This window comes from Janthinobacterium sp. SUN120, from assembly GCF_030397735.1.
Lineage (GTDB): Bacteria > Pseudomonadota > Gammaproteobacteria > Burkholderiales > Burkholderiaceae_D > Janthinobacterium > Janthinobacterium kumbetense.
Window position 1 is genome coordinate 81850 of record NZ_JAPUBW010000008.1, and the last position, 23759, is coordinate 105608.

Annotated in this window: 16 protein-coding genes; 10 read left to right on the forward strand and 6 right to left on the reverse strand. The window is 62.7% G+C overall.

From position 1 onward, the window contains the following. Positions 1–67: 67 nt before the first annotated feature. Together O0879_RS27690 and O0879_RS27695 are read right to left on the reverse strand one after the other, a co-directional pair. Positions 68–4249, reverse strand: a complete 4182-nt coding sequence (locus O0879_RS27690; protein ID WP_289919845.1) for a DEAD/DEAH box helicase — start codon at positions 4247–4249, stop codon at positions 68–70. After that, positions 4246–6189: a prolyl oligopeptidase family serine peptidase gene (locus tag O0879_RS27695; RefSeq protein WP_289919846.1), complete on the reverse strand. Its 1944-nt coding sequence runs from the start codon at positions 6187–6189 to the stop codon at positions 4246–4248. Before O0879_RS27695 ends, O0879_RS27690 begins: the two co-directional genes overlap by 4 nt. A 200-nt stretch (positions 6190–6389) precedes the next feature. Here O0879_RS27695 and hemE point away from each other — a divergent pair, with 200 nt between their 5' ends. After that, positions 6390–7475: a uroporphyrinogen decarboxylase gene (gene hemE, locus O0879_RS27700; RefSeq protein ID WP_099666089.1), complete on the forward strand. Its 1086-nt coding sequence runs from the start codon at positions 6390–6392 to the stop codon at positions 7473–7475. A gap of 840 nt (positions 7476–8315) precedes the next feature. Further along, positions 8316–10367: a primosomal protein N' gene (locus O0879_RS27705; protein ID WP_289919849.1), complete on the forward strand. Its 2052-nt coding sequence runs from the start codon at positions 8316–8318 to the stop codon at positions 10365–10367. A 14-nt stretch (positions 10368–10381) separates the two neighbouring features. Here the strand turns inward: O0879_RS27705 and O0879_RS27710 are convergent, their stop codons facing one another. Then, the gene (locus tag O0879_RS27710) at positions 10382–11272 is read right to left on the reverse strand and encodes an ArgP/LysG family DNA-binding transcriptional regulator (RefSeq protein WP_289919851.1); all 891 of its coding nucleotides are present in this window, start codon (positions 11270–11272) and stop codon (positions 10382–10384) included. Positions 11273–11401: 129 nt separating this feature from the next. Here O0879_RS27710 and O0879_RS27715 point away from each other — a divergent pair, with 129 nt between their 5' ends. Both O0879_RS27715 and O0879_RS27720 read left to right on the forward strand, forming a co-directional pair. Then, complete coding sequence (locus O0879_RS27715; protein ID WP_289919856.1) at positions 11402–12850, forward strand: dihydrolipoyl dehydrogenase; 1449 nt, start codon at positions 11402–11404, stop codon at positions 12848–12850. Positions 12851–13015: 165 nt separating this feature from the next. Beyond that, entirely contained in the window at positions 13016–14137 is a 1122-nt protein-coding gene (locus O0879_RS27720) for an HD domain-containing phosphohydrolase (protein WP_289919857.1), read from the forward strand. A gap of 113 nt (positions 14138–14250) precedes the next feature. On the opposite strand, the gene O0879_RS27725 is transcribed toward O0879_RS27720, so the two are convergent. Then, positions 14251–14736: an SRPBCC family protein gene (locus O0879_RS27725; RefSeq protein ID WP_099666092.1), complete on the reverse strand. Its 486-nt coding sequence runs from the start codon at positions 14734–14736 to the stop codon at positions 14251–14253. A 208-nt stretch (positions 14737–14944) separates the two neighbouring features. On the opposite strand from O0879_RS27725, the gene O0879_RS27730 reads away from it, so the two are divergent. Next, positions 14945–17005, forward strand: coding sequence for a UvrD-helicase domain-containing protein (locus O0879_RS27730; protein WP_077398209.1), 2061 nt, complete (start codon positions 14945–14947; stop codon positions 17003–17005). 7 nt (positions 17006–17012) lie between these two features. On the opposite strand, the gene O0879_RS27735 is transcribed toward O0879_RS27730, so the two are convergent. Continuing rightward, complete coding sequence (locus tag O0879_RS27735; RefSeq protein WP_251351552.1) at positions 17013–17369, reverse strand: addiction module antidote protein; 357 nt, start codon at positions 17367–17369, stop codon at positions 17013–17015. Then, positions 17366–17758, reverse strand: a complete 393-nt coding sequence (locus O0879_RS27740; protein WP_251351553.1) for a type II toxin-antitoxin system RelE/ParE family toxin — start codon at positions 17756–17758, stop codon at positions 17366–17368. Before O0879_RS27740 ends, O0879_RS27735 begins: the two co-directional genes overlap by 4 nt. A 160-nt stretch (positions 17759–17918) precedes the next feature. Between O0879_RS27740 and O0879_RS27745 the strand changes: the two genes are divergently transcribed. The 5 genes from O0879_RS27745 to O0879_RS27765 all read left to right on the forward strand — a co-directional run bounded on the left by O0879_RS27745 (position 17919) and on the right by O0879_RS27765 (position 23440). Further along, positions 17919–18137 (forward strand): SlyX family protein, encoded by a 219-nt coding sequence (locus tag O0879_RS27745; protein ID WP_034753936.1) that lies wholly within the window; start codon positions 17919–17921, stop codon positions 18135–18137. 154 nt (positions 18138–18291) lie between these two features. After that, positions 18292–20451 (forward strand): M3 family metallopeptidase, encoded by a 2160-nt coding sequence (locus O0879_RS27750; RefSeq protein ID WP_289919859.1) that lies wholly within the window; start codon positions 18292–18294, stop codon positions 20449–20451. A gap of 223 nt (positions 20452–20674) precedes the next feature. Further along, positions 20675–22828, forward strand: a complete 2154-nt coding sequence (locus tag O0879_RS27755) for a M3 family metallopeptidase (protein ID WP_289919861.1) — start codon at positions 20675–20677, stop codon at positions 22826–22828. A 109-nt stretch (positions 22829–22937) separates the two neighbouring features. Then, on the forward strand, positions 22938–23150 hold the full coding sequence (locus O0879_RS27760; RefSeq protein ID WP_070219603.1) for a VF530 family protein: 213 nt from the start codon (positions 22938–22940) through the stop codon (positions 23148–23150). 11 nt (positions 23151–23161) lie between these two features. Beyond that, on the forward strand, positions 23162–23440 hold the full coding sequence (locus tag O0879_RS27765) for a DUF4404 family protein (protein WP_034753883.1): 279 nt from the start codon (positions 23162–23164) through the stop codon (positions 23438–23440). The last annotated feature ends 319 nt before the right edge of the window (positions 23441–23759 follow it).

A 23759-nucleotide genomic window follows, 5' to 3' on the forward strand; every position in this document is an offset into this window, starting at 1 on the left:
CGTGGCATCAAAACAGGGAAAAACGATCATCGCATGGAACGCGGTGGTGCAGCTCATTTTTTCAATCTCATTGCTTCAACCCTTCCTGCAGCATGCCCAGCATGTCATTGGCCGACATGCGCGCGGCCGCGTCGCTGCCTTCCAGCAGGCTGTCGGCCAGGTCGCGCTTGTGCTGATGCAATTCGACGATGCCTTCCTCGATCGTGTGCTTCGCCACCAAGCGATAAATGGTGACGGGGCGCAATTGCCCCATGCGGTGGGCGCGGTCGGAAGCCTGGTCTTCCACGGCCGGGTTCCACCACGGGTCCATGTGGATCACGTAATCGGCCGCCGTCAAATTGATGCCCATGCCGCCCGCCTTCAGGCTGATGAGGAAAACGTCGCCCTCGCCCGCCTGGAAGGCGTCGACGCGGCGCTTGCGCTCCTGCATGGGCGTGCTGCCGTCGAGATACTGGTAACTGACGCCATGCTGCTCCAGGTGCCGGCGGATCAGGGTCAAATGGTCGACGAACTGGCTGAAGACGAGCACCTTGTGGCGGTTTTCCAGCAAGCCCGACAACAACTGGGCGAACGCCGCCAGCTTGCTGCTGGCCAGGCCCAGCTCGGGCGCCACCAGTTGCGGGTTGCAGCAGGCGCGGCGCAGCTTCATGATCTCGGCCAGGATCTGGATGGCTTTTTTCGACGCCGGCCCTTCCACCATGGCCAGCTTTTCCAGCGCTTCGCGGCGCAGTGATTCGTACAGCGCCGTTTCCTGCGGCGACAATTCCACTTCCAGCACGATTTCCGTGCGCGACGGCAATTCCGACAGCACTTGCGTCTTCGTGCGGCGCAGGATGAATGGCGCGATCAGGCGGCGCAGCCGCAGCCGCGCGCCGGCCGCCGCCCGCTTGTCTTGATCTTTCTCAATGGGCCCGGCAAAGCGCAAATTAAACTGGTCGAGGGTGCCCAGCAAACCGGGGTTGATGAAGCGGAACAGGTTCCACAATTCACCCAGGTGGTTTTCCAGCGGCGTGCCGCTGGCCACCATGCGGAAATCCCCTTGCAAGGCCATCACGGCTTGCGAGCGCTTGGTGGCGCCATTCTTGATGGCTTGCGCTTCGTCGAGCACGATCGTATGCCAGTGCACGCCGGCAAACAGCGCCGCTTCCTGCTGCAGCAAGCCATAGCTGGCCACCACCACGTCGAACGGCTGCAGTGTTTCCAGCATGTCGGCGCGGTCGCCGCTGCCGAACAGCTTGACTGTTAATGTGGGGGCGAAGCGTTGCGCTTCGCTGATCCAGTTCATGCACACGGATGTGGGGGCGACGACGAGGGTGGGGCCGTGCGGCGCGCGCGCCAGGATCAGGGCCAGCGCCTGCAAGGTCTTGCCGAGTCCCATGTCGTCGGCCAGGCAGGCGCCCACGCCCCAGTGCGCCAGCCGCGCCAGCCAGTTAAAACCGGCCAGCTGGTAGTCGCGCAAGTCCGCCTGCAAGGTGCTGGGGAGCTGCGGCTGATAGTCGTCGAGGGCACGCAGGCGCAGCAAGTGTTCGCGCCACAGTTTGTCGGCCTTCACGCCGCCCGCATCGTTGGCCAGCTCTTCCAGCGCGAACGCGGCCAGCGGGTGGATGTGCACGCCATCGGCATGTGCTTCGCCATACGCGGCCAGTTCCGACAGGCGGCGGTGCAATTCGTCGCTGAGCGCGAGGAACTGGTTGTCGCCCAGGGCCACGAAGCGGCTTTTATTGTTCTGCATCAAATCGAGCAGGGCGCGCAAATCCATCACCTTGTCTTCATCGATCTGCACTTCGCCGCTGGCGGCAAACCAGTCTTTTTCGCTCTTGATGTTCAGGCGCATCTGGCCGCTGTCGATGCGTTTCGACACGCGCATGGTTTCGCCTTCCGGCCAGGCCAGTACCATGCCGTCCGGGTCCAACGCCTGCAATTCCACCAGCAATTGCAAGCCCAGGGCAGGCTGGCCCAGCAGCCACTCGCCATGCTCTTCTTCCGCCTCTTCCAGCACCAGGCAGCGACCGATGAGCTGGCGCTGCGCTTCGCGTTCCCCGTTCAAGTCGCGCCGCGCCTGCACGGCCCGGCCCGCCACATCGGCAAACACGCTCTCGGCGCCGCTGCCCGGTGCGTAATAGGCGCCGTTGTCGAGCAGGGGGCGCACCAGAATCTGCATTTTCAGACCCTGCTGGTAGGGCAGCAAATGCACGTGCAGGCGGTGGTCGGCCGTGATGGCTTCCGCGTCGCCCGCGCCGCCGCCGATGTCCGATTGCACGGTGACCATGGACGAGATGGCGCCGATGGCCTGCATCACCTGTTTTTCCGCATGCAGCGGCACGGACAGGCCCAGACCCACGATGGCGCCGATGCGCCGGTGCTCGTCGAGGATGTGCACCACGCGCAAACGCGTCGGCGTTTCGCGCTGCACCACCACATTGCTGCCGTTGTCGGGCAATGGCGGCTGCATGCCCAGCCACAGCTGCCCCTCGTGCGACTTGATGAGGAGCTCGGGCGCGCCGGCGATCAGTTCCACGCGCGTGTCGGGGTGGTCGAGCCAGAAGACGAGCGGGTGGCCCACCAGCAAGACGGCTGCCTTGTCCAGCTCGACTTCATAGCGGGGCGCCGACGAATAATATTGTTTAAAAGGCGCGATGCTGCCCGCCGCGCGCGCATCCTGCGGCGTGAGGAAATCGATGTCGCCCGCCTCCTCCGCCAGGCGTTTCAAGCCCATGGCGCGACCCTTGCTCCAGCCGCCCCGCGCGTCGCGCTTCTGCTCGCGCACTTCCACGGCCGTCAAGCCGAAGCGCGGGTCGAACGCCACCAGCCACACGAGGCGCGAGACGCCGCCCAGCGCCTCGGCGGGCGCGTTCTGCTGCAGGTTGATCAGCGCGCTCAGCTGGCGCTGCCACGCTTCCTGGCGCTCGAACCACGGTGCCATGTCCGTCAAGCCATGTTGCGCCCGCTTGGCCGTCGCATAGCGTTCCTGCTGCGGCTCGCCCATCAAGCCCAGCAAGCCGGCCGCCTGCGCCGCGATCAAATCGTAGCCGGCCGCGTCCGCTTGCTGCACCAGCGATCGCAGCTGATCCTTGCGTTCGCTCAACTGCGGCAGCGCCAGCCAGTAGTACAACAAGGCTTGGAACAGTTGCGCCTGCAGTGCCGTTTCCCAGCTGCGCGTGGGGATGCTTTCCGCCAGCTGCACGCCGGCGCGCACCAGGCGCAGGGTATTGAGTTGCTGGTAGACGATGCTGTCGTGGTTCGGTTGCGCATGCAGGGCGATATCGAGGTAAGTTTCCGCGCTTTTCAGCAGCTTGGCGTCGTTGCTGCGCAGCAAGGCCAGCACGTACAAGTGGCCGCCGATGCCCGTGAAGCACAGCTTGCGCTTGCCTGTTTCCTTGCGCAGTCCTTTCAAGGCCGTCTCGAAGCCCGCCACGGCGTGCGCATGTTCGCCGCGCAACAGGGCGATGCTGCTGTCGAGAAACAGCACCTGCGGGCCCTGCTGGCCTGCCAGGTAGCGCGCAGCCGCGTCGAGTTCGCCGCACAGCAGGGCGTCTTCGGCCAGGGCCAGCGGCAGGGCGGCGCCGATATGGTCGCCGGCCGCCGCCTGGCGCGCGTGGTGGGCGCGCGCGTACGCGCGGATGGCGTGCGCCGTACCCGGCTCGCGCGGCGCATTGCCCAGCAGCACGGCGAGGATGTCATCCTGCAGTTGCGGCATGACGAAAGACAACATTTCCGGCTCGAACGGCCGGCCGAAGATTTCGATCAGCGGATGCAGCTGCTGCGCTTCATAGCACGCCATGCAGGCGGCCAGGATGGCGGCCACGTGGCGTACCTCGTCATTGCGCAGCAGGGCGATGCGCAGGCGCGCCACGCCTTGGCGGTAGCTGCGCAGCTCCACATAGCCATCCCAGTTGCGGCGCACGGGATTGATCAGCTCGATGGCCTGGCACAGGTCGCGAAACACCAGGTGTTCGATGGCGGCGCGCATGGCGGGCCAGCGCAGCCTCGCTTCGCAGGCAAAGCCCCGTCCCACGATCTCCGACGCCAGCGCCAGGCGCGTCAGCCGCAGCAGCATGTTCGTCACCACCAGCAGGGAAAACGGCGTGCCGTCCGGTTCGACGACATTGGCGCGCTGCAAGTGTTCGTACACGGCATGCTTGCCCACCGGTTCGCCCGTGATCGCCAGCAAGGCGAGGATCATCTGCTCATGCTGCTCCAGTGCGGCGAACTCGTCCAACAGATGCTGGTCGACATTTTGCTCGGTCATGCGGGCAAATTGGCGATATGCACGGGAGGCTCGCCGGCCGCCACGGGCAGGCCGAATACGCGCTGGTAGAAATACAGTTCCGCGTCCAGGGTGCGCACGATGTTTTCCGCCTTGCGGAAGCCGTGGCCCTCGCCTTCGAGCGGCACATACGCGACGGGCACGCCGCGCGCCTGCAGGGCGTCGACCATCAGCTGCGACTGCTGCGGCGGCACCACCTTGTCATCGAGGCCCTGGAAGAAGATCATCGGGCGCGACAGTTTATCCGTGTGGTGGATGGGCGAGCGCTCGCGGTACAGCGCCTCGGCTTGCGGTTGCGAAGCGATCAGGTAGTCGGTGTAGCGCGATTCGAACTTGTGCGAATCGTTGTCCAGGCCCTTCAGGTCGGATACGCCGTAGTAACTGGCGCCCGCCTTGAAGACGTCGTGGAAGGTCAGGGCGCACAGGGTCGTCAGGCCGCCGGCGCTGCCGCCGCGGATGATCAGGCGTTCCAGGTCGGCCAAGCCGTTGGCGGCCAGGTAGCGCGCGCCGGCGATGCAGTCTTCCACGTCGACGATGCCCCACTGCCCGCGCAACGCGTCGCGGTATTCGCGGCCGAAGCCGCTGCTGCCGCCATAGTTGACGTCGAGCACGCCGATGCCGCGGCTGGTCCAGTACTGCGTCGCCAGTTTCAAGGTATTGCTGGCCATGCTGGTGGGGCCGCCGTGGCTGATGACGATGACTGGTGGCAACGTTCCCACCGGCGCCTGCACGTCGCCATTCGTGGGCGCATAAAAGAAGGCGTGCGCCGTGCGGCCATTGTTGCTCGGATAGCTCAAGCTGCGCGGCACGGACAGGTAACCGAGCGCAGGCAGGGCCGTGATCGACTGCGCCAGCACTTCCAGTTCGTGGTTGGCCAAATCGATGCGCGCCAGTTCCAGCGCAATGGTGGGGCTGCCGCCCAGCAGCGCGACGAAGCCGGGGCCCACGCGCAGCTCGCGGATTTCCTGGTACGGGTGCGGTATCGGTTCCAGTTTGGCCGCCGCCACGTTCAATTGCGCCAGGTAGCTGATGCCGGCCTGGATATACGTGCAAACGATCTCGTCGTCGGACAGGAAACCGTACATGCTGCCGCCGAAGGTCCAGTGCGGCGTGGCAAATTCCGCTTCCATCGGGCACAGCGCCTCGATGTCGGCGCCGTGCAGGCGGTACAGATTCCACCAGCCGCTGCTGTCGGACACGAAGTGCAGCAAGCCGTTCGGCGACCATTCCGGTTGGCAAATCGACTCGCGCGCGCCGCCGGCGATCAGGCGCGGCGAGCCGAGGCTGCCGTCCGGGTGCACGTCGGCCAGCCACAGTTCCGTGCCTTGCCACGGCAGGCGCGGGTGGTCCCAGCTGATCCAGGCCAGCTGGCTGCCGTCCGGCGACAAACGCGGCGCCGCATAGAAATCGTGGCCGCGCGCCAGTACCGTTTCGCGCCCGTCGAAGCCGACGGCGGCCAGGCAGTTTTCCGGCAGGGCATGACCTTCCTGCGGATGCTGCTCGCGCACGGCGATCAGGCGGGAACGGGCCGCATCGACCACGAAATCCGCATGGCGCGTGTTGCCGCCCGTGGTGAACGCTGCAGGCGCGGCGTCGCCGCTCACGCGGTACAGGCAATTGTCGGCGAAATGCGAAAAGTAGACGGTATCGCCGGCCACGGCATACGCGCCGCCGCCATATTCATGCACGCGGGTGCGCACATTGAAGGGCGCCGGCGTCAATTCATCGACGCGCGCGCCGCGCTGGCGCAGCAGGGTGTTGCGGCCCGCCTCGCTGGCGCGCCCGGCCAGCCAGAACACGTCGCCGCCATCCGCACCGCCCAGGGCCAGCTGCGTCAGCGGCGAGGCGCCGGCGGCGACGATGGCCGCGCTGATCGGCGATGGCCAGATGCCATAAGGGGTGCTGGATGCGGTCGAGGTCATGCGGGCTCCGTATAGTGAGGGGATCAAGGGCCGCCAGGCAGGGTCAAGGCGCGCGGCGGCGTGCATCATCATAATGGAAGGGCTGGCACAACGAAAGTCATCGCTGTGCGTGGCAAATGCTGCAAAGCGGCACCGGAATCAATGAAATGGCGGCGATTGGATGCGATAATACCGCTTCTCCAAGCTATTGATTGCCTTCCATGCCACAATTTGCTCCGCTCCAGAACGATACTTTCCTGCGCGCCCTGCTGCGCCAGCCGACCGAGCACACCCCAGTCTGGCTGATGCGCCAGGCGGGCCGCTATTTGCCCGAATACCGCGCCACGCGCGAGCGGGCCGGTTCCTTCCTGGGCCTGGCAAAGAATCCCGATTACGCCACGGAAGTGACCCTGCAGCCCCTGGAGCGTTTCCCGCTCGACGCGGCCATCCTGTTTTCCGACATCCTGACGGTGCCTGACGCCATGGGCCTGGGCCTGTATTTCGCCGATGGCGAAGGCCCGAAGTTCGAGCGCCCGCTGCGCACGGAACAGGATGTGAAGGCATTGCAAGTGCCGGACCTGGAATCGCTCGACTACGTCTTCAAGGCCGTCACGCAGATCCGCACGGAACTCAACGGCCGCGTGCCGCTGATCGGTTTTTCCGGCAGCCCGTGGACCCTGGCGTGCTACATGGTGGAAGGCGGCGGTTCGAAAGAGTTCCACACCATCAAGAAGATGCTGTACAACCGCCCGGACCTGATGCACCACATCCTGGCCATCAACGCCACTTCCGTGGCGCAGTACCTGAATGCGCAAATTGATGCCGGCGCGCAAGCCGTGATGATTTTCGATTCCTGGGGCGGTGCGCTGGCCGATGGCGCCTACCAGGAATTCTCGCTGGCCTACATGCAGCAAGTGGTGGCGCAATTGAAACGCGACAAGGATGGCGTGAAAATCCCCGCCATCGTGTTTACCAAGGGCGGCGGCCAGTGGATCGAGCAGATCGCCGACATCGGCGCCGATGCCGTGGGCCTGGACTGGACCGTCAACCTGACGCGCGCGCGCCAGCTGGTGGGCCATAAAGTGGGCTTGCAGGGCAATCTGGACCCGGCCATCCTGTTTGCCAGCCCCGAGCAGATCCGCGCCGAAGTGGCGAAAGTGCTCAACGCCTTCGGCGCGCCGTCGGAAGGCACGGGCCACGTGTTCAACCTGGGCCACGGCATTTCCCAGTTCACGCCGCCGGAATCGGTGGCAGCCATGGTGGAAGCCGTGCACAGCATGAGCCGCGCCATGCGCAGCGGCCAGTAAGTAGCCGTTTTCCCCTGGCGCAGGGGCAGAAAGGCAGGCTTTCCAGCGGAAGCCTGCCTTTTTCTTTGCTGCGCCTTCGCAAGAAATACCGACTTATGCACAATTTTTTTTGCTGCGGAAATAAGAGGCAGTCGAAAAGCCATGCCCGGAGACACTCTGCAAGTGCTTGATTATTAAGACATAAAAAAAGCCTTGTTCGGCGGACTTTGTTGCTATTGATAAGGTTATTCTTTCGTTCGCCTGCCTTATTCCTTCATTGTCCACAAAGTTATCAACAGATTCTGTGGATAAAATTGAAAAGTATTTTGTTAACCGATACTTAGCGCCGATGTTCAGGTTTCACCTGAAGTGCATGTTGCACTGCATGATAATTGAACAATGTTTCGCCGCCCGACAGGTAAAAACGAACGCTTGCCCGGCAATTGTCAACTTTGCAGCATGGGGCCGCCGATTTTCCGGATCGGCCGCCGCAAAAGCAGGCTGATTTCTGTATAAATAAATTACAAATGGTTCAGTTATGCACAGCGGCGGAAATGCCCCGCGGTTTTCCAGCCTCCCGGGCGTCAATTTTTAAGTCGTTGATTTTAAATACTTAATTTTTCTTGCGTGCCGCTCTTGACGGCGATCGAAATTTTCTGTCCACATTTTTCTGAAAGTTAATTTTGCTTTGTCCACAAAGTTATCCACAGAATTTTCTTCAGGCACGATGCCACGCCATCCTGCCTGCCGTTAGGCGTTTGAGGGGCGAAACAAGTATCATGGCCCGCTGGCTTGATGCCGGACATCCCGCGCGCCATCGATTCTGCGGCGCGCTTTTTTATTGAGATAGGCCCTACCCCCATGTCGCAGTGCATTTTGACGTCGTGCATCCTGAACATCGCGCTCGACACGCCCTTGAACGCCCTGTTCGACTACCGCTGGAACGCGGCGGCGGATGCGGACGCTGCCGTGCCTCTGCCGCAAGTGGGGCAGCTGGCGCTGGTGCCGTTCGGCCGGCGCGAAGTGATGGGGCTGATCGTCGGCGTGTCCGACAGCACCGACGTGCCCGCCGCGAAACTGAAGGACGTGCTGGCCGTGCGCAGCCAGCTGGCGCCGTTGTCGGAGCAATGGCTGGCGCTGGCCGCCTTTGCGGCCGATTACTACCAGCGTCCGCTCGGTGAAGTGGCGCTGCCGGGTTTACCGAAGAATTTGCGCGTGCTCACCACCGTGGCGCTCGACCGCGCCATCAAGAAGCTGGGCAAGCTGGCCGACGCGCACGACGGCACGCCCCTGAACATGCCGGCCCTGAATGCTGCCCAGCAAGAGGCGGCCGACGCCATCGGCGGCGCGCAAGGCTTTAAACCGACCCTGCTGTACGGCGTGACGGGCAGCGGCAAGACGGAAGTGTATCTGCAAGCCTGCGCCCAGGTGCTGGCGCGCGAGGACGATGCGCAAATCCTGATCCTGGTGCCGGAAATCAACCTGACGCCCCAGCTGGAAGGCAATATCCGCGCGCGCTTTCCCGGCGTCATGCTGGCCACCCTGCACAGCAGCCTGTCCGAAGGCGAGCGCATGCTGCACTGGCTGGCCGCCCACCAGGGCCAGGCGCGCATCGTGCTCGGCACGCGGTTGGCCATCCTGGCGTCGTTGCCGAAACTCAAATTGATCGTCATCGATGAAGAGCACGATCCTTCCTACAAGCAGCAGGAAGGCTTGCGCTATTCCGCGCGCGACCTGGCCGTGTGGCGCGCCTGGCAATTGCAGATTCCCATCGTGCTCGGTTCGGCCACGCCGTCGCTGGAAAGCTGGCACCATGCACAGACGGGGCGCTACCGCAAGCTGGAGTTGCGCGAACGGGCCGTCAAGAATGCGGTGTTGCCGCGCGTCAAGATTCTCGACATGGAACGCGACCGGCCGAAAGATGGCCTGACTTCGCATTTGGTAGCCGCCTTGAAACTGCGCATGGAGCGAGGGGAACAGTCGCTGCTGTTCCTGAACCGGCGCGGCTATTCGCCCGTGATCTGCTGCGAATCGTGCGGCTGGATCAGCAATTGCACGCGCTGCACCTCGTTCATGGTGCTGCACAAGCCAGAGCACCGGCTGCGCTGCCACCATTGCAGCCTGGAACTGCGCATTCCCCGCCATTGCCCCACGTGCGGCAACGTCGACCTGCAGCCGCTGGGACGCGGCACGCAGCGCGTGGAAGAAGGCTTGCAGCAATTGTTTCCAGAGGCGCGGATCTTGCGCATCGATGCCGATTCCACGCGCAAGAAAGGCAGCGCGCAGGAAGCGTTCGACACCGTGCACCGGGGCGAAGTGGATATTTTGATCGGTACGCAGATGGTGGCCAAGGGCCACGATTTCAAAAAGCTGACTCTGGTCGGCATTCTGAATCCGGACACGGCCCTGTTTTCCCAGGATTACCGGGCCAGCGAACGGCTGTTCGCCCAGTTGATGCAGGTGGCGGGCCGGGCAGGGCGCGCTGCGCAGACGGAAGGGGGCAGCGTGTCCGAAGTGCTGATCCAGACGCGCTATGCGCGCCATCCGCTGTACGACGCCGTCGTCAACCACGATTACGACCACTTCGCCACCACCTTGCTGGAAGAGCGGGCGCAGGCGGCGCTGCCGCCGTATCTGTTCCAGGCCCTGCTGCGCGCGGAAGCACCCGAGCTGGCCACGGCCATCGAGTTCCTGCAGGCGGCCAAGGAATGCATGGAACACCCGCAGGTGACCATCAACGACCCGATTCCCATGAGCATGACGCGCGTCTACAACGTGGACCGCGCGCAGCTGCTGCTGGAATCCGCCTCGCGTCCCGCCCTGCAAGCGTTTTTAAAGGAATGGCTGATGGCATTGCGCGCCATGAAGACGCGCGTGAAATGGTCGCTGGAAGTGGACCCGTTGGATATTTAAATTAATTCACTGAATTAGTTCAGATAGTCGCGCGCGGACTTGACGATCTGCTCGGACAGCAGCTTGGTAAACGGCGTGTCCAGGGTCCACGCATGCCAGCTCAGCGGTACGTCCAGGGTGCGGCCCGGCATCAGATCCACGAGACGGTCCGTCGCCAGCGCTTGCGCGGCCAGGCGCTGCGGCATCAAGCCATAGGCCAGGCCATCCTGGACGCAGCCGCGGCGCGCCGCTTCCACGGGCAAGGTGTGGTGCGGAAACGGTTCACGCATGTTCAATTGTTCCGCGAGGAAACGCGCCAGCAAGCCGTGCTGGCCCACGACGGCCGGCGCCAGTTGCACCGCTTCGGCAATAAAACCGTCGCCGAACCAGTGGCCCGCAAACACGGGCGTGGCCACGCAGACATAGCGCAAGGTGCCCAGCGGCGTGACGCTGGTGGCGGCGGCCGCGTCGATCGCTGTGCCGGACTCGGCCGCCACGCAGCCGAACACGGAGCCGTCGCGCACCATCTGCAAGGCGCTGTCGCTGTCGGCCAGGCGCACGTCGAGCTGGCAGCGCGGCGGCGCCAGCAGGGCTGATAACGTGTCGGGGAACCACGTGGCCAGGCTGTCGGCATCGATGGCGATGGCGATTTCCGGCATGCTGACGCTGTTGCCCAGGTCGATGTCGAGCGAGGCTTCCATCAGCTTGACGTTGCGGTGATGCACGATCAGGCGCTGGCCCAGGCCTGTCGGCACGGCTGGCTGGCCACGGATGATCAAGAGGCGCCCGCTGGCGTCTTCCAGCGCCTTGATGCGCTGCGAGACGGCCGACTGGGTGATGCCCAGCGCCAGGGCGGCCTTGTCGAAACTGCCATGGCTGGCCACGGCGTCCAGCACGGCCAGCGCGCGATAATCGAGTGATCCCATTAGCTCAGCTTATAAATTTTGAAAATGATTAGTTATACTAATGCATATATTGCTGCAAAGTAAAACCTTATTTTCGGCAAACGGGTAGTATCGAATGCTGTGAGCAACCTCAAACGGATGGACAGCAGCATGAAGACGATACGAGTGGATGTGGCCGTGATCGGCAGCGGCACGGCCGGCATGACGGCGCACAGGGCGGCGCGCATGCAGGGCAAGCGTGTGCTGATGATAGAAAGCGGGCCGTACGGCACGACGTGCGCCAGGGTCGGCTGCATGCCCAGCAAACTGCTGATCGCGGCGGCCGAGGCGGCCCATGCCGTGGCTGCCGCGCCGGCGTTTGGCGTGCATCCGGGCCCCGTACGCATCGACGGCCGGCAAGTGATGGCCCGGGTGCGCAGCGAGCGCGACCGCTTTGTGGGCTTCGTGCTCGACGGTGTCAACGCCATTGCCGACGAAGAAAAGCTGCGCGGCCATGCGCGTTTTATTTCCCCCGGCACATTGCAGGTGGATGAACATACCTTGGTGGAAGCGGCCAGCGTGGTGATCGCCACCGGTTCCACGGCCATCGTGCCGCCCGAGTGGCAAGCGGCGGGAGACAGAGTCATCACCAGCGACGCCGTGTTCGAGTGGACGGACTTGCCCGCTTCCGTGGCCGTGGTCGGCAGCGGCGTGATCGGCCTGGAACTGGGCCAGGCGCTGGCGCGGCTGGGCGTGCGCGTGACGCTGTTTGCGCGAGGCAATAAAGTCGCGCAGCTGACGGACCCGCTGGTGCTGCGCGAGGCGGACGCCGTGCTGGCGCGCGAACTCGATATCCGCTTCATGACCGGCGTCGCGCACGTGGCAAAAACGCCCGACGGCAAGGGCATCCTGCTCACCAGCCGCGATGCCGCCGGCGTGGAAAAAACCGAGCAGTTCGAGTATCTGCTGGCCGCCGTCGGCCGCCGCCCGAACGTGGACAAGATCGGCCTGGAAACGGCGCAAATCGAGCTCGACCGTCATGGTGTCCCCCTGCATGATGCGCACACCATGCAGTGCGGCAAGAGCGCCATCTTCATCGCCGGCGATGCGGACAACGCCTTGCCGCTGTTGCCCGAAGCGGCCGACGAGGGCCGCATCGCGGGCGACAACGCGGCGCGCTTTCCGGACGTCAAACCGGGCTTGCGCCGCACGCCCTTGACCATCGCCTTCACGGAGCCGCAGATCGCCACCCTGGGCGCGACATACCAGCAACTGTGCGTGAGCCACGCGGGCCGTTTCGCCGTCGGCGCCGTGTCGTTCGGCAACCAGGGTCGCAGCCGCGTGATGCTGCAAAACCAGGGCTTGCTGCGCGTGTATGCGGAATTCGGCAGCAAGCGCTTTCTCGGCGCCGAGCTGATCGGCCCACGGGCGGAACACCTGGGCCATTTGCTGGCCTGGGCGTGCCAGGCGCAGTTGACCGTGCCGGTAATGCTCGACATGCCGTTTTACCACCCCGTCATCGAGGAAGGCGTGCGCACGGCCTTGCGCGAGCTGGCGCTGCACCTGGAAAAAGACCCGGAACACGCGCCCGGCTGCGCCGACTGCACCCCTGGCCCTTGAATGCAACTTTGCGATTTACATAATTTTGTAGACAAGCTCACATGATTGCGCGATCATCGCTGCCACATTGAAATATTGATTAAAAGCAAAAAACATTTCAATCGGTACATACCGCTGATGCCAGGATGGTAAAAACAGGCGGGTGCAGGCGATGATGGAGACGATGTGAAAATTCGGCGCATTTACGCAGGAGAACTCGCACTGGGCGTGGCCCTGCCCTGGGACGTGCACGGCGAAACGGGCGGCTTGCTGGCCAGGCTGGGCCATGTCATCAGCAGCGAGAACCAGATCGAATTGCTGCTGGCGCGCGGCGTCATCGCCGATGCCAGTGCCGACGTGCCGCGCACGGCCACGGAAGCGCCGTCAGCCTTGCGCATGCTGAACCTCGTCACGGCTGGCCTGGCCCTCGTCTTGCCGGCCATTGCCACTGGGCAAGCGGGCAGCCACCTGCCGCTGGCCGCGCTGGCGCAGCTGGTGGAAGAAGCGGTCGTGCTGGACGCCGACGTGGCGCTGGCCTGCATCTTGCACAATCAGGGCGCGGGCGACTTTGCCGTGCGCCACAGCGTCGACACAGCCGTCATCACGGCCTTGCTGGCGCGCGCCCTGAAACTTGATGAGGGCGTGATCCGCAGCCTGGTGCTGGCCGCGCTGAGCATGAATGTGGGCATGCTGGAACGCCATGCGGATTTCCAGCACAAGGCGGGGCCGCTGGATGCGCAGGAACGCGCCTATTTGCGCGCCCATCCGCAAGCCGGTGTCGACTTGCTGCGCGCGACGGGCGTGACGGACGCCGTCTGGCTGCAAGCCGTGTTGCAGCACCATGAAAATATCGACGGCAGCGGCTATCCGCTGGGCACGCAAGGCGAGGCGATCGGCATCGGCGCCCGCCTGATCATGCTGGCCGACCGCTATTGCGCGCGCGTGTCGAAGCGCAGCTACCGCCAGCCCTTGCTGCCGAACGTGGCCCTGCGCGAAATGCTGATGGCCGACAAGGCCACCCTGGATGCGCCGCTGGCGTCCTTGCTGGTGCGCGAGCTGGGCATCTACCCCGTCGGCACCTTCGTGAAACTGCTGAATGGAGAAATCGGCGTCGTCACGCGCAAGGGCTTGAACGCCAGCACGCCCCACGTGCAATCGCTGATCGGCCCCCGCGGCGCACGCCTGGACGTGCCGCTGCGGCGCGATACGCGCGTGGACTTGCACGCCATCCGCGAAGTGCTCAGCGCAGAGCAGGCGGGGCTGCAGTTCCGGCCCGACCAGCTATGGGGCCGCAGCGCCAGAACGTAGAGCGCCTGGAAAGACGCCCATGGCGTTGTTGCATTGCCTAGTCGTACTTTCGTACTGCCTTCGGCACTGCGCCTAGCCCTGAGCGTTTTCCAGACACTCTCTACATGAATAGCTTAATTCAGCAAACCCGCATCGAGCCGTCCTTCGAGCGCCAGTTCGCGCATGATGCGCACGGTGTCGATGTCGGACTCCTTGTAGGCGGAGCGGCGGAAGTCGTCGTACAGGGCGTTGGCCGCATCGGTGGCCGCGTCGTGGCCGTCGTCGTACTGGAAGCGCACCCACAGGCTCGCTTCGTCGGGCATCTCGATCGTCATCACCAGCGAGGAGGCGCTGATATCCTTTTGCGCCGGCACTTCGTAGCGCACCTGCAGTTGCGGCACCAGCACCACCTTGTCGTTGATGACCAGCTCGCCATAGCGCAGGCTGCGCGCGAAACCGGCGTCGCTGCGCTCGCTGATCTGGCATTCGTCCAGGTGCGGCACGAACAGTTTTGGCGATTCGGCGCGCAAGACGAGGCCGCGCCAGACCTGTTCCAGGGTCAAGGTGTCGATCAGCGGGTTCAAGGGATCGTTGATTTCAATCAGGTGTTCAAATTTCATGGGACTGCCATTCGGTAAGTGGGCGCGCAGGGCGATATAGGCGGAATGGTACTCCAGGCGTGGCATCGCCGCACGCATTGCAGCGGCCCAGATGGCGGCATATGGCGATATATCAATGCCATTGCCTGTTTTTCGGGCATGCGCCAGCGTGCAAAAGGCGGGCGCGACGCTGTTACAATGGGCTGCTGTTCCCTGCGGAAATACCCTGATGTCCAAAGCACCACAGTTCGGTCTGAATGCGCCCCAAAGCGAAGCGGTTACCTACCTCGACGGCCCCTGCCTGGTGCTGGCGGGCGCCGGCTCGGGCAAGACGCGCGTGATCACGCAAAAGATCGCCCACCTGATCGAAGACCGGGGCTACGACCCGCGCACCATCGCTGCCCTGACCTTCACCAACAAGGCGGCGCTGGAGATGCAGGAACGCATCGCCAAACTGTTGAAACAGCCGCGCCAGGCCAAGCAGTTGACGGTGTCGACCTTCCACTCGCTGGGCGTGAAAATCCTGCGCCAGGAAGCCAATGGCGTGGGGCTGAAGGACCGCTTTTCCATCATGGACAGCGACGACTGTTTTTCCCTCGTGCAAGACCTCGCCATTACCACCGATAAACAGGTGATCCGTGGCATCCAGAACGCCATGTCCTTGTGGAAAAATGGCCTGATCGATCCGGATATGGCGCTGGCGCAAGCCAAGGATGAGGACGAGGCGAATGCGGCGCGCATCTACCGCAGCTATGTGGCAACGCTGTCCGCCTACCAGGCCGTCGATTTCGACGACTTGATCCGTTTGCCGGTGGAGCTGTTCCGCAACAACGGCCCCGTGCGCGACAAGTGGCAGCGCCGTTTGCGCTATCTGCTCGTCGACGAATACCAGGATACGAACACTTGCCAGTACGAACTGGTGAAACTGATGGTGACGGGCATCGGCAAGAAGCCGATGTTTACGGCCGTGGGCGACGACGACCAGGCGATCTATGCGTGGCGCGGCGCCACCGTGGAAAACCTGAAGACCCTGGAGACGGATTTCCCCGATTTGCGCGTGATCAAGCTGGAGCAAAATTACCGCTCCACCATGCGCGTGCTCAATGCGGCCAATGCCGTCATCGGCAACAATCCCAAATTGTTTGAAAAGTCGCTGTGGTCCGAGCACGGCCTGGGCGAGCCGATCAAGGTGCTGGGCATGCAGACGGACGAGCAGGAGGCGGAGCAGGTCGCCATCATGATCTCGGCCGACCATTTCGAGCGGAAAAACAAATTTTCGGATTACGCCATTTTGTACCGAGGCAACCACCAGGCGCGCATCATCGAGCAGTGTTTGCGCAAGGAACGCATCCCGTACACGATCTCTGGCGGCCAGAGTTTCTTCGACAAGGCCGAGATCAAGGACATCATCAGCTATCTGCGCCTGCTGGCCAACGAAGACGACGATCCGGCGTTTATTCGCGCCGTGACGACGCCGCGCCGGGGCGTGGGCCAGTCGACGCTGGAGGTCCTGGGCGCGTTTTCGGGGCAGTGGCAGTGCTCGCTGTTCCAGGCCGTTTTTAAAGGCGGCATCGAGGCCAAGCTGACGGATCGCCAACTGGGGCCGCTGCGCGACTTCTGCAACTTCATCAACGACCTGGAATCGCGCGCCAGCCGTCCCGGCGCGGCCGGCAGCGGCGACAACGCGGCCGAAGTGCTGGACGACATGATGAAGGAAATCCACTACGAATCGTATCTGTACGATGCCTTCGAGGAACGGCAAGCGCAAAGCAAGTGGCAGAACGTGCTGGAATTCGTCAACTGGCTGAAAGAACGGGGCCGGGGCGGCAAGGACCGCGACGGCGAAGAAAAGAACGTGCTGGAATTGACGCAGATGGTGGCCCTGATGACCATGCTGGAAGGCAAGGACGAGGAGCAGGACGCCGTGCGCATGTCCACCCTGCACGCGTCGAAAGGGCTGGAATTTCCGCACGTGTTCCTGGTCGGCGTGGAAGAGGGGATTTTGCCGCACAAGGGCGACGCGGATGCGCCGGCCGAAACCATCGCCGCGCGCATCCAGGAAGAGCGCCGCTTGATGTACGTGGGCATCACGCGCGCGCAGCGCACCTTGCACGTCACCTGGTGTAAGAAGCGCAAGCGGGCCGGCGAGCAAGTCCATTGCGACCCGTCGCGTTTCATCAAGGAAATGCAGCTCGACGTGGGCGACGCCGTGCCCACGGAGGCGGAAGTGATTTCGCCGAAAGAACGGCTGGCGCGCATGAAGGCGCTGTTGGCCGCGCCGAAAGTGTAAGCGGCGTTCAGGCTTCCGCGGCGCCGTCCGGCGTGGTTTTCGGCACGATGGCCAGCTGCATGCCCAGCGCATCGAGCATCTTTAAAATGGTTTCGAAGCGCGGCTTGCTGCCTTCGCGCAAGGCCTTATACGCGCCTTCACGCGTGATGTCGGCACGGGCCGCCACCTTGCCCATGCCGTAGGCGCGCACCACGTCGTTCATGGCCGACTGGAACAGTTCGGCATTGCCGGTGGCGACGATTTCGCTCATGTAAGCGGCCACGGCGGCCTTGCTGGTCAGGTGTTGCGTCGGGTCGAATTTGCTCAGTCCCAATGCTTCCAGGTCGTCGAGGTCGAAGGTGTCGTGGTCGATGTCGTGGTTCATTTCTTTCGTACTCCTGTCGAGGGGCTTGCTGCTGCTTTCTTGAGGGCCGCCTGCCGGGCTTTCAGCTCCCGCAGGATGGCTTGCGCCTGCCTGATGTCGCGCTGCTGGCTGGATTTATTGCCGCCCAACAGCAGCAAGATCAGGGTGCCCCGGTTCGTTTCATGAAAATACACGCGCCAGCCCGGTCCCGTCTGTAAAAAACGCAGTTCGCACACGCCTTCACCCACTGGCCGCCAGTCGCCCTTTTTACCGTGCTGCAAGTGCTTGATGCGCGCATCGATGGCAGCGGCCGCCACGTCGTGCAGGGAATCTTCCCAGCGCCGGTATTCGGCCGTCTTGCGCGTGTCGATCAGCAGTGGCTCGGTTGGTGTTGGTGTTGGTTCAACCATTGTAATCGTTTGTTCTCATTCGTCAAGCGGCTTGATCAAGCTATAAGGAGAGAATAGGCAAGAATCGGCGCCGCACCGGGAAGAATGCCGTTTGTTTGTCCTGGCGCACGCCGCTGCGGCGGTAGAATGCCGCTTTCAGTCAGAAATGAGCAGAAGCACCATGGACAATGCAGAACAGATGGAAGTACGTTTCGTCGATATCGAAATCAAGCTGGCGCAGCAGGAAGACCTGGTCGAATCGCTGAACCAGATGGTGTACCAGCAGGGCAAGCGCATCGACCAGCTGGAAGCCATGCTGCACAAGCTGGGCGAGCACGTGCGCGACGGGGCGCAGCAGGCAAATGGCGGGCTGGTCAACGAACGTCCGCCGCATTACTAAATCGGCATCGTGATGCAGGGCACATGAAAACCGTTCATTACTGGCGGGCGCGCTACCATCGGTAGTTGCTGGTGACGCAAGTGTTTCAGGCTGTTATTATTTCAGGCTGGCCCGCGACACAATCGCGGCTCTCTTGCGTTCCTTGAAAGTAGACATGACCCGTCCAACAATGCTCGTCATCGCCGCCAGCCTGATGCTGGCGCCAGCCGCTTTTGCCGCTACCGCCACCACCGCGCCAACCACCGCCGCTACCGCGGCCGCGGCGCTGCCCGTTTCGAACCCGTTTGCGCAGGCCAGCAGCCTGCCATTCAACTACCCGCCGTTCGACAAGGTGCAGGACGCCGACTACGCGCCGGCCTTTACGGCAGGCATGGCCGCCAACCTGGCGGAAATCAATGCCATCGCGAATAACCCGAAAGCAGCCACCTTCGACAACACCATCGTGGCCATGGAACGCTCGGGCCAGCTGCTGAGCCGCGTGCGCACCGTGTTTTCCGTCATGTCCGGTTCGAACACGAATGACACGATCCAGGGCCTGGAACGCGAACTGGCGCCGAAAATGGCGGCCCACAGCGACGCGATCATGCTCAACGACAAATTGTTCAAGCGCATCGACACCCTGTACGCCAAGCGCGGCAAGCTGGGCCTGGATGCCGAATCGAAACGCTTGCTGGAACGCTATCACACGGACTTCGTGCGCGCCGGCGCCAAGCTGTCGGCGGCGGACAAGGAAAAGCTGCGCGCCTACAACGGCCAGTTGGCTGCCCTGTCGACCAAGTTCGCACAGAATGTGCTGAAGGAATTGAACGCGTCGGCCGTCGTCGTCGATACGCGCGAAGAGCTCGACGGCCTGTCGCCGGCCGCCATCGAAGTGGCCGCCGGCCTGGCCAAGAAGCGCGGCCTGGACGGTAAATACGTGATCGCCCTCGTCAACACGACGGGCCAGGCGCCGCTGTCGCTGCTGACCAATCGCGCCGTGCGCGAACGCATCATGGCCGCTTCGCAGGCGCGCGGCAGCCGTGGCGGCGAGTTCGACAACACCCAGGAAGTGCTGGAACTGGCGAAACTGCGCGCCGAACGTGCCGCGCTGATGGGCTACCCGAACTACGCGGCCTACTCGCTGGAAGACCAGACGGCGCACGACACGACCGCCGTGAACGCCTTGCTGGGCGAGTTGGCGAAGCCGGCCGTCGTCAATGCGCGCCGTGAAGCGGACGATATCCAGAAGGTTATCGATGCGGGCAAAGGCGGCTTCAAGGTAGGCGCCGCCGACTGGGCCTTCTATAGCGACAAGGTCCGCGCCGAACGCTACAACTTTGACGAAAATCAACTCAAACCGTACTTTGAAATGCACAGCGTGCTGACCAAGGGCGTGTTCTTTGCCGCAGGTAAATTGTACGGCTTGACCTTCAAGCAGCGCACCGACTTGCCCGTCTACACGTCCGACATGCTGGTGTACGACGTCTTCAATGAAGACGGCACGCAGCTGGCCATCTTTACCTTGGACCCTTACGCGCGCAGCAACAAGCGCGGCGGCGCCTGGGCGAATGCCTACGTGGGCCAGTCGACCTTGCTGAACCGCAAGCCGGTGATTGCGAATAACCTCAACATTCCCAAGCCGGAAGCGGGTCAGCCGACCCTGATGACGTTTGACGAAGTCAACACCATGTTCCACGAATTCGGCCATGCGCTGCACGGCATGTTCTCGAACGTGAAATACCCGCGCTTCGCCGGTACCAGCGTGCCGCGCGACTTCGTCGAATACCCGTCGCAAGTCAATGAAATGTGGGCGCTGTGGCCGGAAGTACTGCAAAACTACGCCAAGCACTATCAGACGGGCGCGGCCATCCCGGCCGAGCTGCTGGCGAAAGTGACGGCGGCCGACAATTTCAACCAGGGCTATAAAACCACGGAATACCTGGCGTCGGCCCTGCTGGACCAGCGCTGGCACCAGCTGACCCCGGCGCAGATCCCCACCGACGTGCTGGCGTTTGAAAAAACCGCCTTGAGCGACGCGGGCGTCGATTTCGCCCCGGCGCCGCCGCGCTACCGCACCACCTACTTCTCGCATGCGTTCGCGGGCGGCTATTCGGCCGGCTACTACGCGTATCTGTGGTCGGAAAAGCTCGACGCCGACACGGTCGAGTGGTTCAAGGAAAACGGCGGCCTGACGCGCAAGAACGGCGACTGGTTCCGCAATAAACTGCTGTCGCGCGGCGGCAGCGCCGATGCGCTCGACATCTACCGCAACTTCCGCGGCCGCGATGCGAAGATCGAGCCGCTGCTGGAACGCCGTGGCTTGAACGCCAAGTAATCCCCCGTCACCGGCCTGGCCGGTGCTGAATATCGATGGCCGCCCCGCAACGGGCGGCCATTTTTATTTGGCGATTCTGCTCGTAAACCGTGGTAAACCGCGCAGTTGGCGTGATGCACCACAGGATCGCCCATGTTGGATGACGCCTGTGTGACAGGCTGCTATGATCTGCCACTGGCCCGCGACGCGATCGCGGTTCTTCCCGCGCTTCCTGAAAGATGTCATGATCCGTCCACAACTGCTCGTCATCGCCGCCAGCGTCATGCTGGCCCACGCCGCCCCATCCGCCATGGCTGCCGCCACTGCAAAAACCGCGCCTGCCGCCGCCGTCAGCGCCCAGAACCCCCTGCTGAAAGCCAGTCCGCTGCCATTCCAGATGCCGCAGTTCGGCCTGATCAAGGATGAACACTACGCGCCGGCGTTTGCCGAAGGCATGAAACGCCAGCTGGCTGAAGTCAACGCGATCGCCAGCAACCGCCAGGCGCCCACGTTCGAGAACACCATCGTGGCCCTCGAGCGCACGGGGCAGCTGCTGCACCGCGTGCAAAGCATCTTCAGCAACATGACGTCGACCAACACGAACAGCGTGCTGGAAGCGGTGGAAGTGGATGTGTCGCCGAAACTGGCCGCGCATGGCGACGCCATCACCCTGAATCCGAAACTGTTTAACCGCATCGACACCCTGTACGCCAAGCGCGACAAGCTGGGCCTGGATGCCGAATCCTTGCGCCTGCTGGAACGCTATCACACGGATTTCGTGCGCGCCGGCGCCAAGCTGTCCGATGCGGACAAGGAAAAGCTGAAAGCCTATAACGCCGAACAGGCGGGCCTGGAAACGGCCTTCGCGCAAAACGTGCTGAAGGAAACGAATGCCAAGAGCATCGTCGTCGACACGCGTCTTGAGCTGGCCGGCATGACGGACAGCGATATCGATACGGCCGCCACGGCAGCCAAGGAGCGCGGCTTGACGGGCAAGTTCGTCATCGCTCTCGTGAACACCAGCGGCCAGCCGCCGCTGGCGGTATTGACGGATCGCAAGACGCGCCAGCGCCTGATGGATGCGTCGCTGAACCGCGGCAGCCAGGGCGGCGAGTTCGACAACCGCGCCATCGTGCTGAAGCTGGCCAAACTGCGCGCCGAACGGGCCACCCTGCTCGGTTACGCCAATTACGCCGCGTACTCGCTGGAAGACCAGACGGCCAAGACGACCACGGCCGTCAACACCCTGCTGTCGGAATTGGCGAAACCGGCCGTTGCCAATGCGCGCCGCGAAGCGGCCGACCTGCAGCAAATCGTCGATGCGGAGAAGGGCGGTTTCCAGGTGGCAGCAGCCGACTGGGCCATCTACACGGACAAGCTGCGCAAGCAGCGTTTCAATTTCGATGAAAACGAGCTGAAACCGTACCTGGAATTGAATAGCGTGCTGAACAACGGCGTTTTTTTTGCCGCGAACAAGTTGTACGGCATCAGCTTCAAAGAACGCAAGGACTTGCCGGTGTACAACCCGGACGTGCGCGTCTACGACGTGCTGGACGCGAACGGCAAGCCGCTGGCCCTGTTCATCGCCGACTTCTATGCGCGCGGCAACAAGCATGGCGGCGCGTGGATGAATGAATACGTGTCGCAGTCGATGCTGATGGGCACGCATCCCGTCGTCGCCAACCAGCTGAACATTCCGAAGCCGCCCGCCGGCCAGCCGACGCTGTTGACGTTCGATGAAGTGACGACCATGTTCCACGAATTCGGCCATGCGCTGCACGGCATATTTTCGAACGTGAAATATCCGCGCTTTGCCGGCACCAGCGTGCCGAGCGACTTCGTCGAGTATCCATCGCAAGTCAATGAAATGTGGGCCGTGTGGCCGGAAGTGCTGCAAAACTATGCCAAGCACTACCAGAGCGGCGCGGCCATGCCGCAGGAATTGCTCGACAAGGTGACGGCGGCGAAGAAATTCAACCAGGGTTTCATGACGACGGAATACCTGTCGGCGGCCCTGCTGGACCAGCGCTGGCACCAGCTGGCGCCGAACCAGGTCCCGACCGATGTGCTGGCCTTTGAAGCGGCCTCGCTGAAGGATGCGGGCGTCGATTACGCGCCCGTGCCGCCGCGCTACCGCACCAGCTACTTCTCGCACAGCTTCTCCGGCGGCTACTCGGCGGCGTATTACGCCTACCTGTGGTCGGAAAAGCTGGACGCGGAATCGGTCAACTGGTTCAAGGAAAACGGCGGCCTGACGCGCAAGAATGGCGACTGGTTCCGCAGCAAATTGCTGTCGCGCGGCGGCAGCGTCGATGCGCTGCAACTGTTCCGCGACTTCCGCGGCCGTGATGCCACCGTGGAACCATTGCTGGAACGCCGTGGCTTGAACGCCAAGTAAGACGTCCCCGTCAGAAGCTTGCGTTGCGTTGACCTGGCGCACGCAAGCTTTCCGTGCCGGCGGCGTAGAATTGAGTAAGATGTAAACAAGAAGGCAGTCGAAAGAGTATATGAGTCAGCAAGATTTGAATGGCATTACCCTGGAAGGTATCGTGACGCGCCTGCACGCCCACTACGGTTGGGACGGCTTGGCCAAGCACATCGATATCAATTGCTTCATCAGCGATCCCAGCATCAAGTCGAGCCTGAAGTTTTTGCGCAAGACCCCGTGGGCCAGGAGCAAGGTGGAACAATTGTTTCTGGACACGCAATTTACTGACTGACAGGAAAAAACATGGATAGCAAACTCAAGGAATCGCTGCAACAACTGCATTCGACACTGGAAACCAGCGGCCCCGTCGATGAAGAACTGCATGGTTTGCTGCAAAAACTCGATGTCGACATCAAGTTGCTGATGGAAAAGCGCGCCGCGCAGGAACAGGAAGAAGAATCGACCACCTATGGACTGGCCGAGCGCAGCCAGGAATTGTCGGCCAAGTTTGCCGTCAAGCATCCGAAACTGGAGCCTGCCTTACGCGAATTGGGTGAAATTCTCGCCAACATGGGTATCTGATGCGCCTCTGAAAACCTACTGCGCAGCCCACTGCCGGGCATGCCTTGCTCACCGTACCTTCGTACGGTTCCGCTACTCAACCCGGCATTGAGCTTGCTCGCTACGGTTTTGAGAGGCGCCGAGACGGTATTGATGTAATGATAAAAAACTGCTCCTCAGTCACAATTTCTCGATGAGAATTTCCCAAGTGATTGAAAATTAAACGTTTTTTGTACTGAAATCCAACAGTAAAAAGCAGGCCGTCAGGTTGGAAATGGCCAATTCCGGTACAATCCGTACCCTATGAGCTCCCCTACCAATTTATTTGCGACCGTTCCCA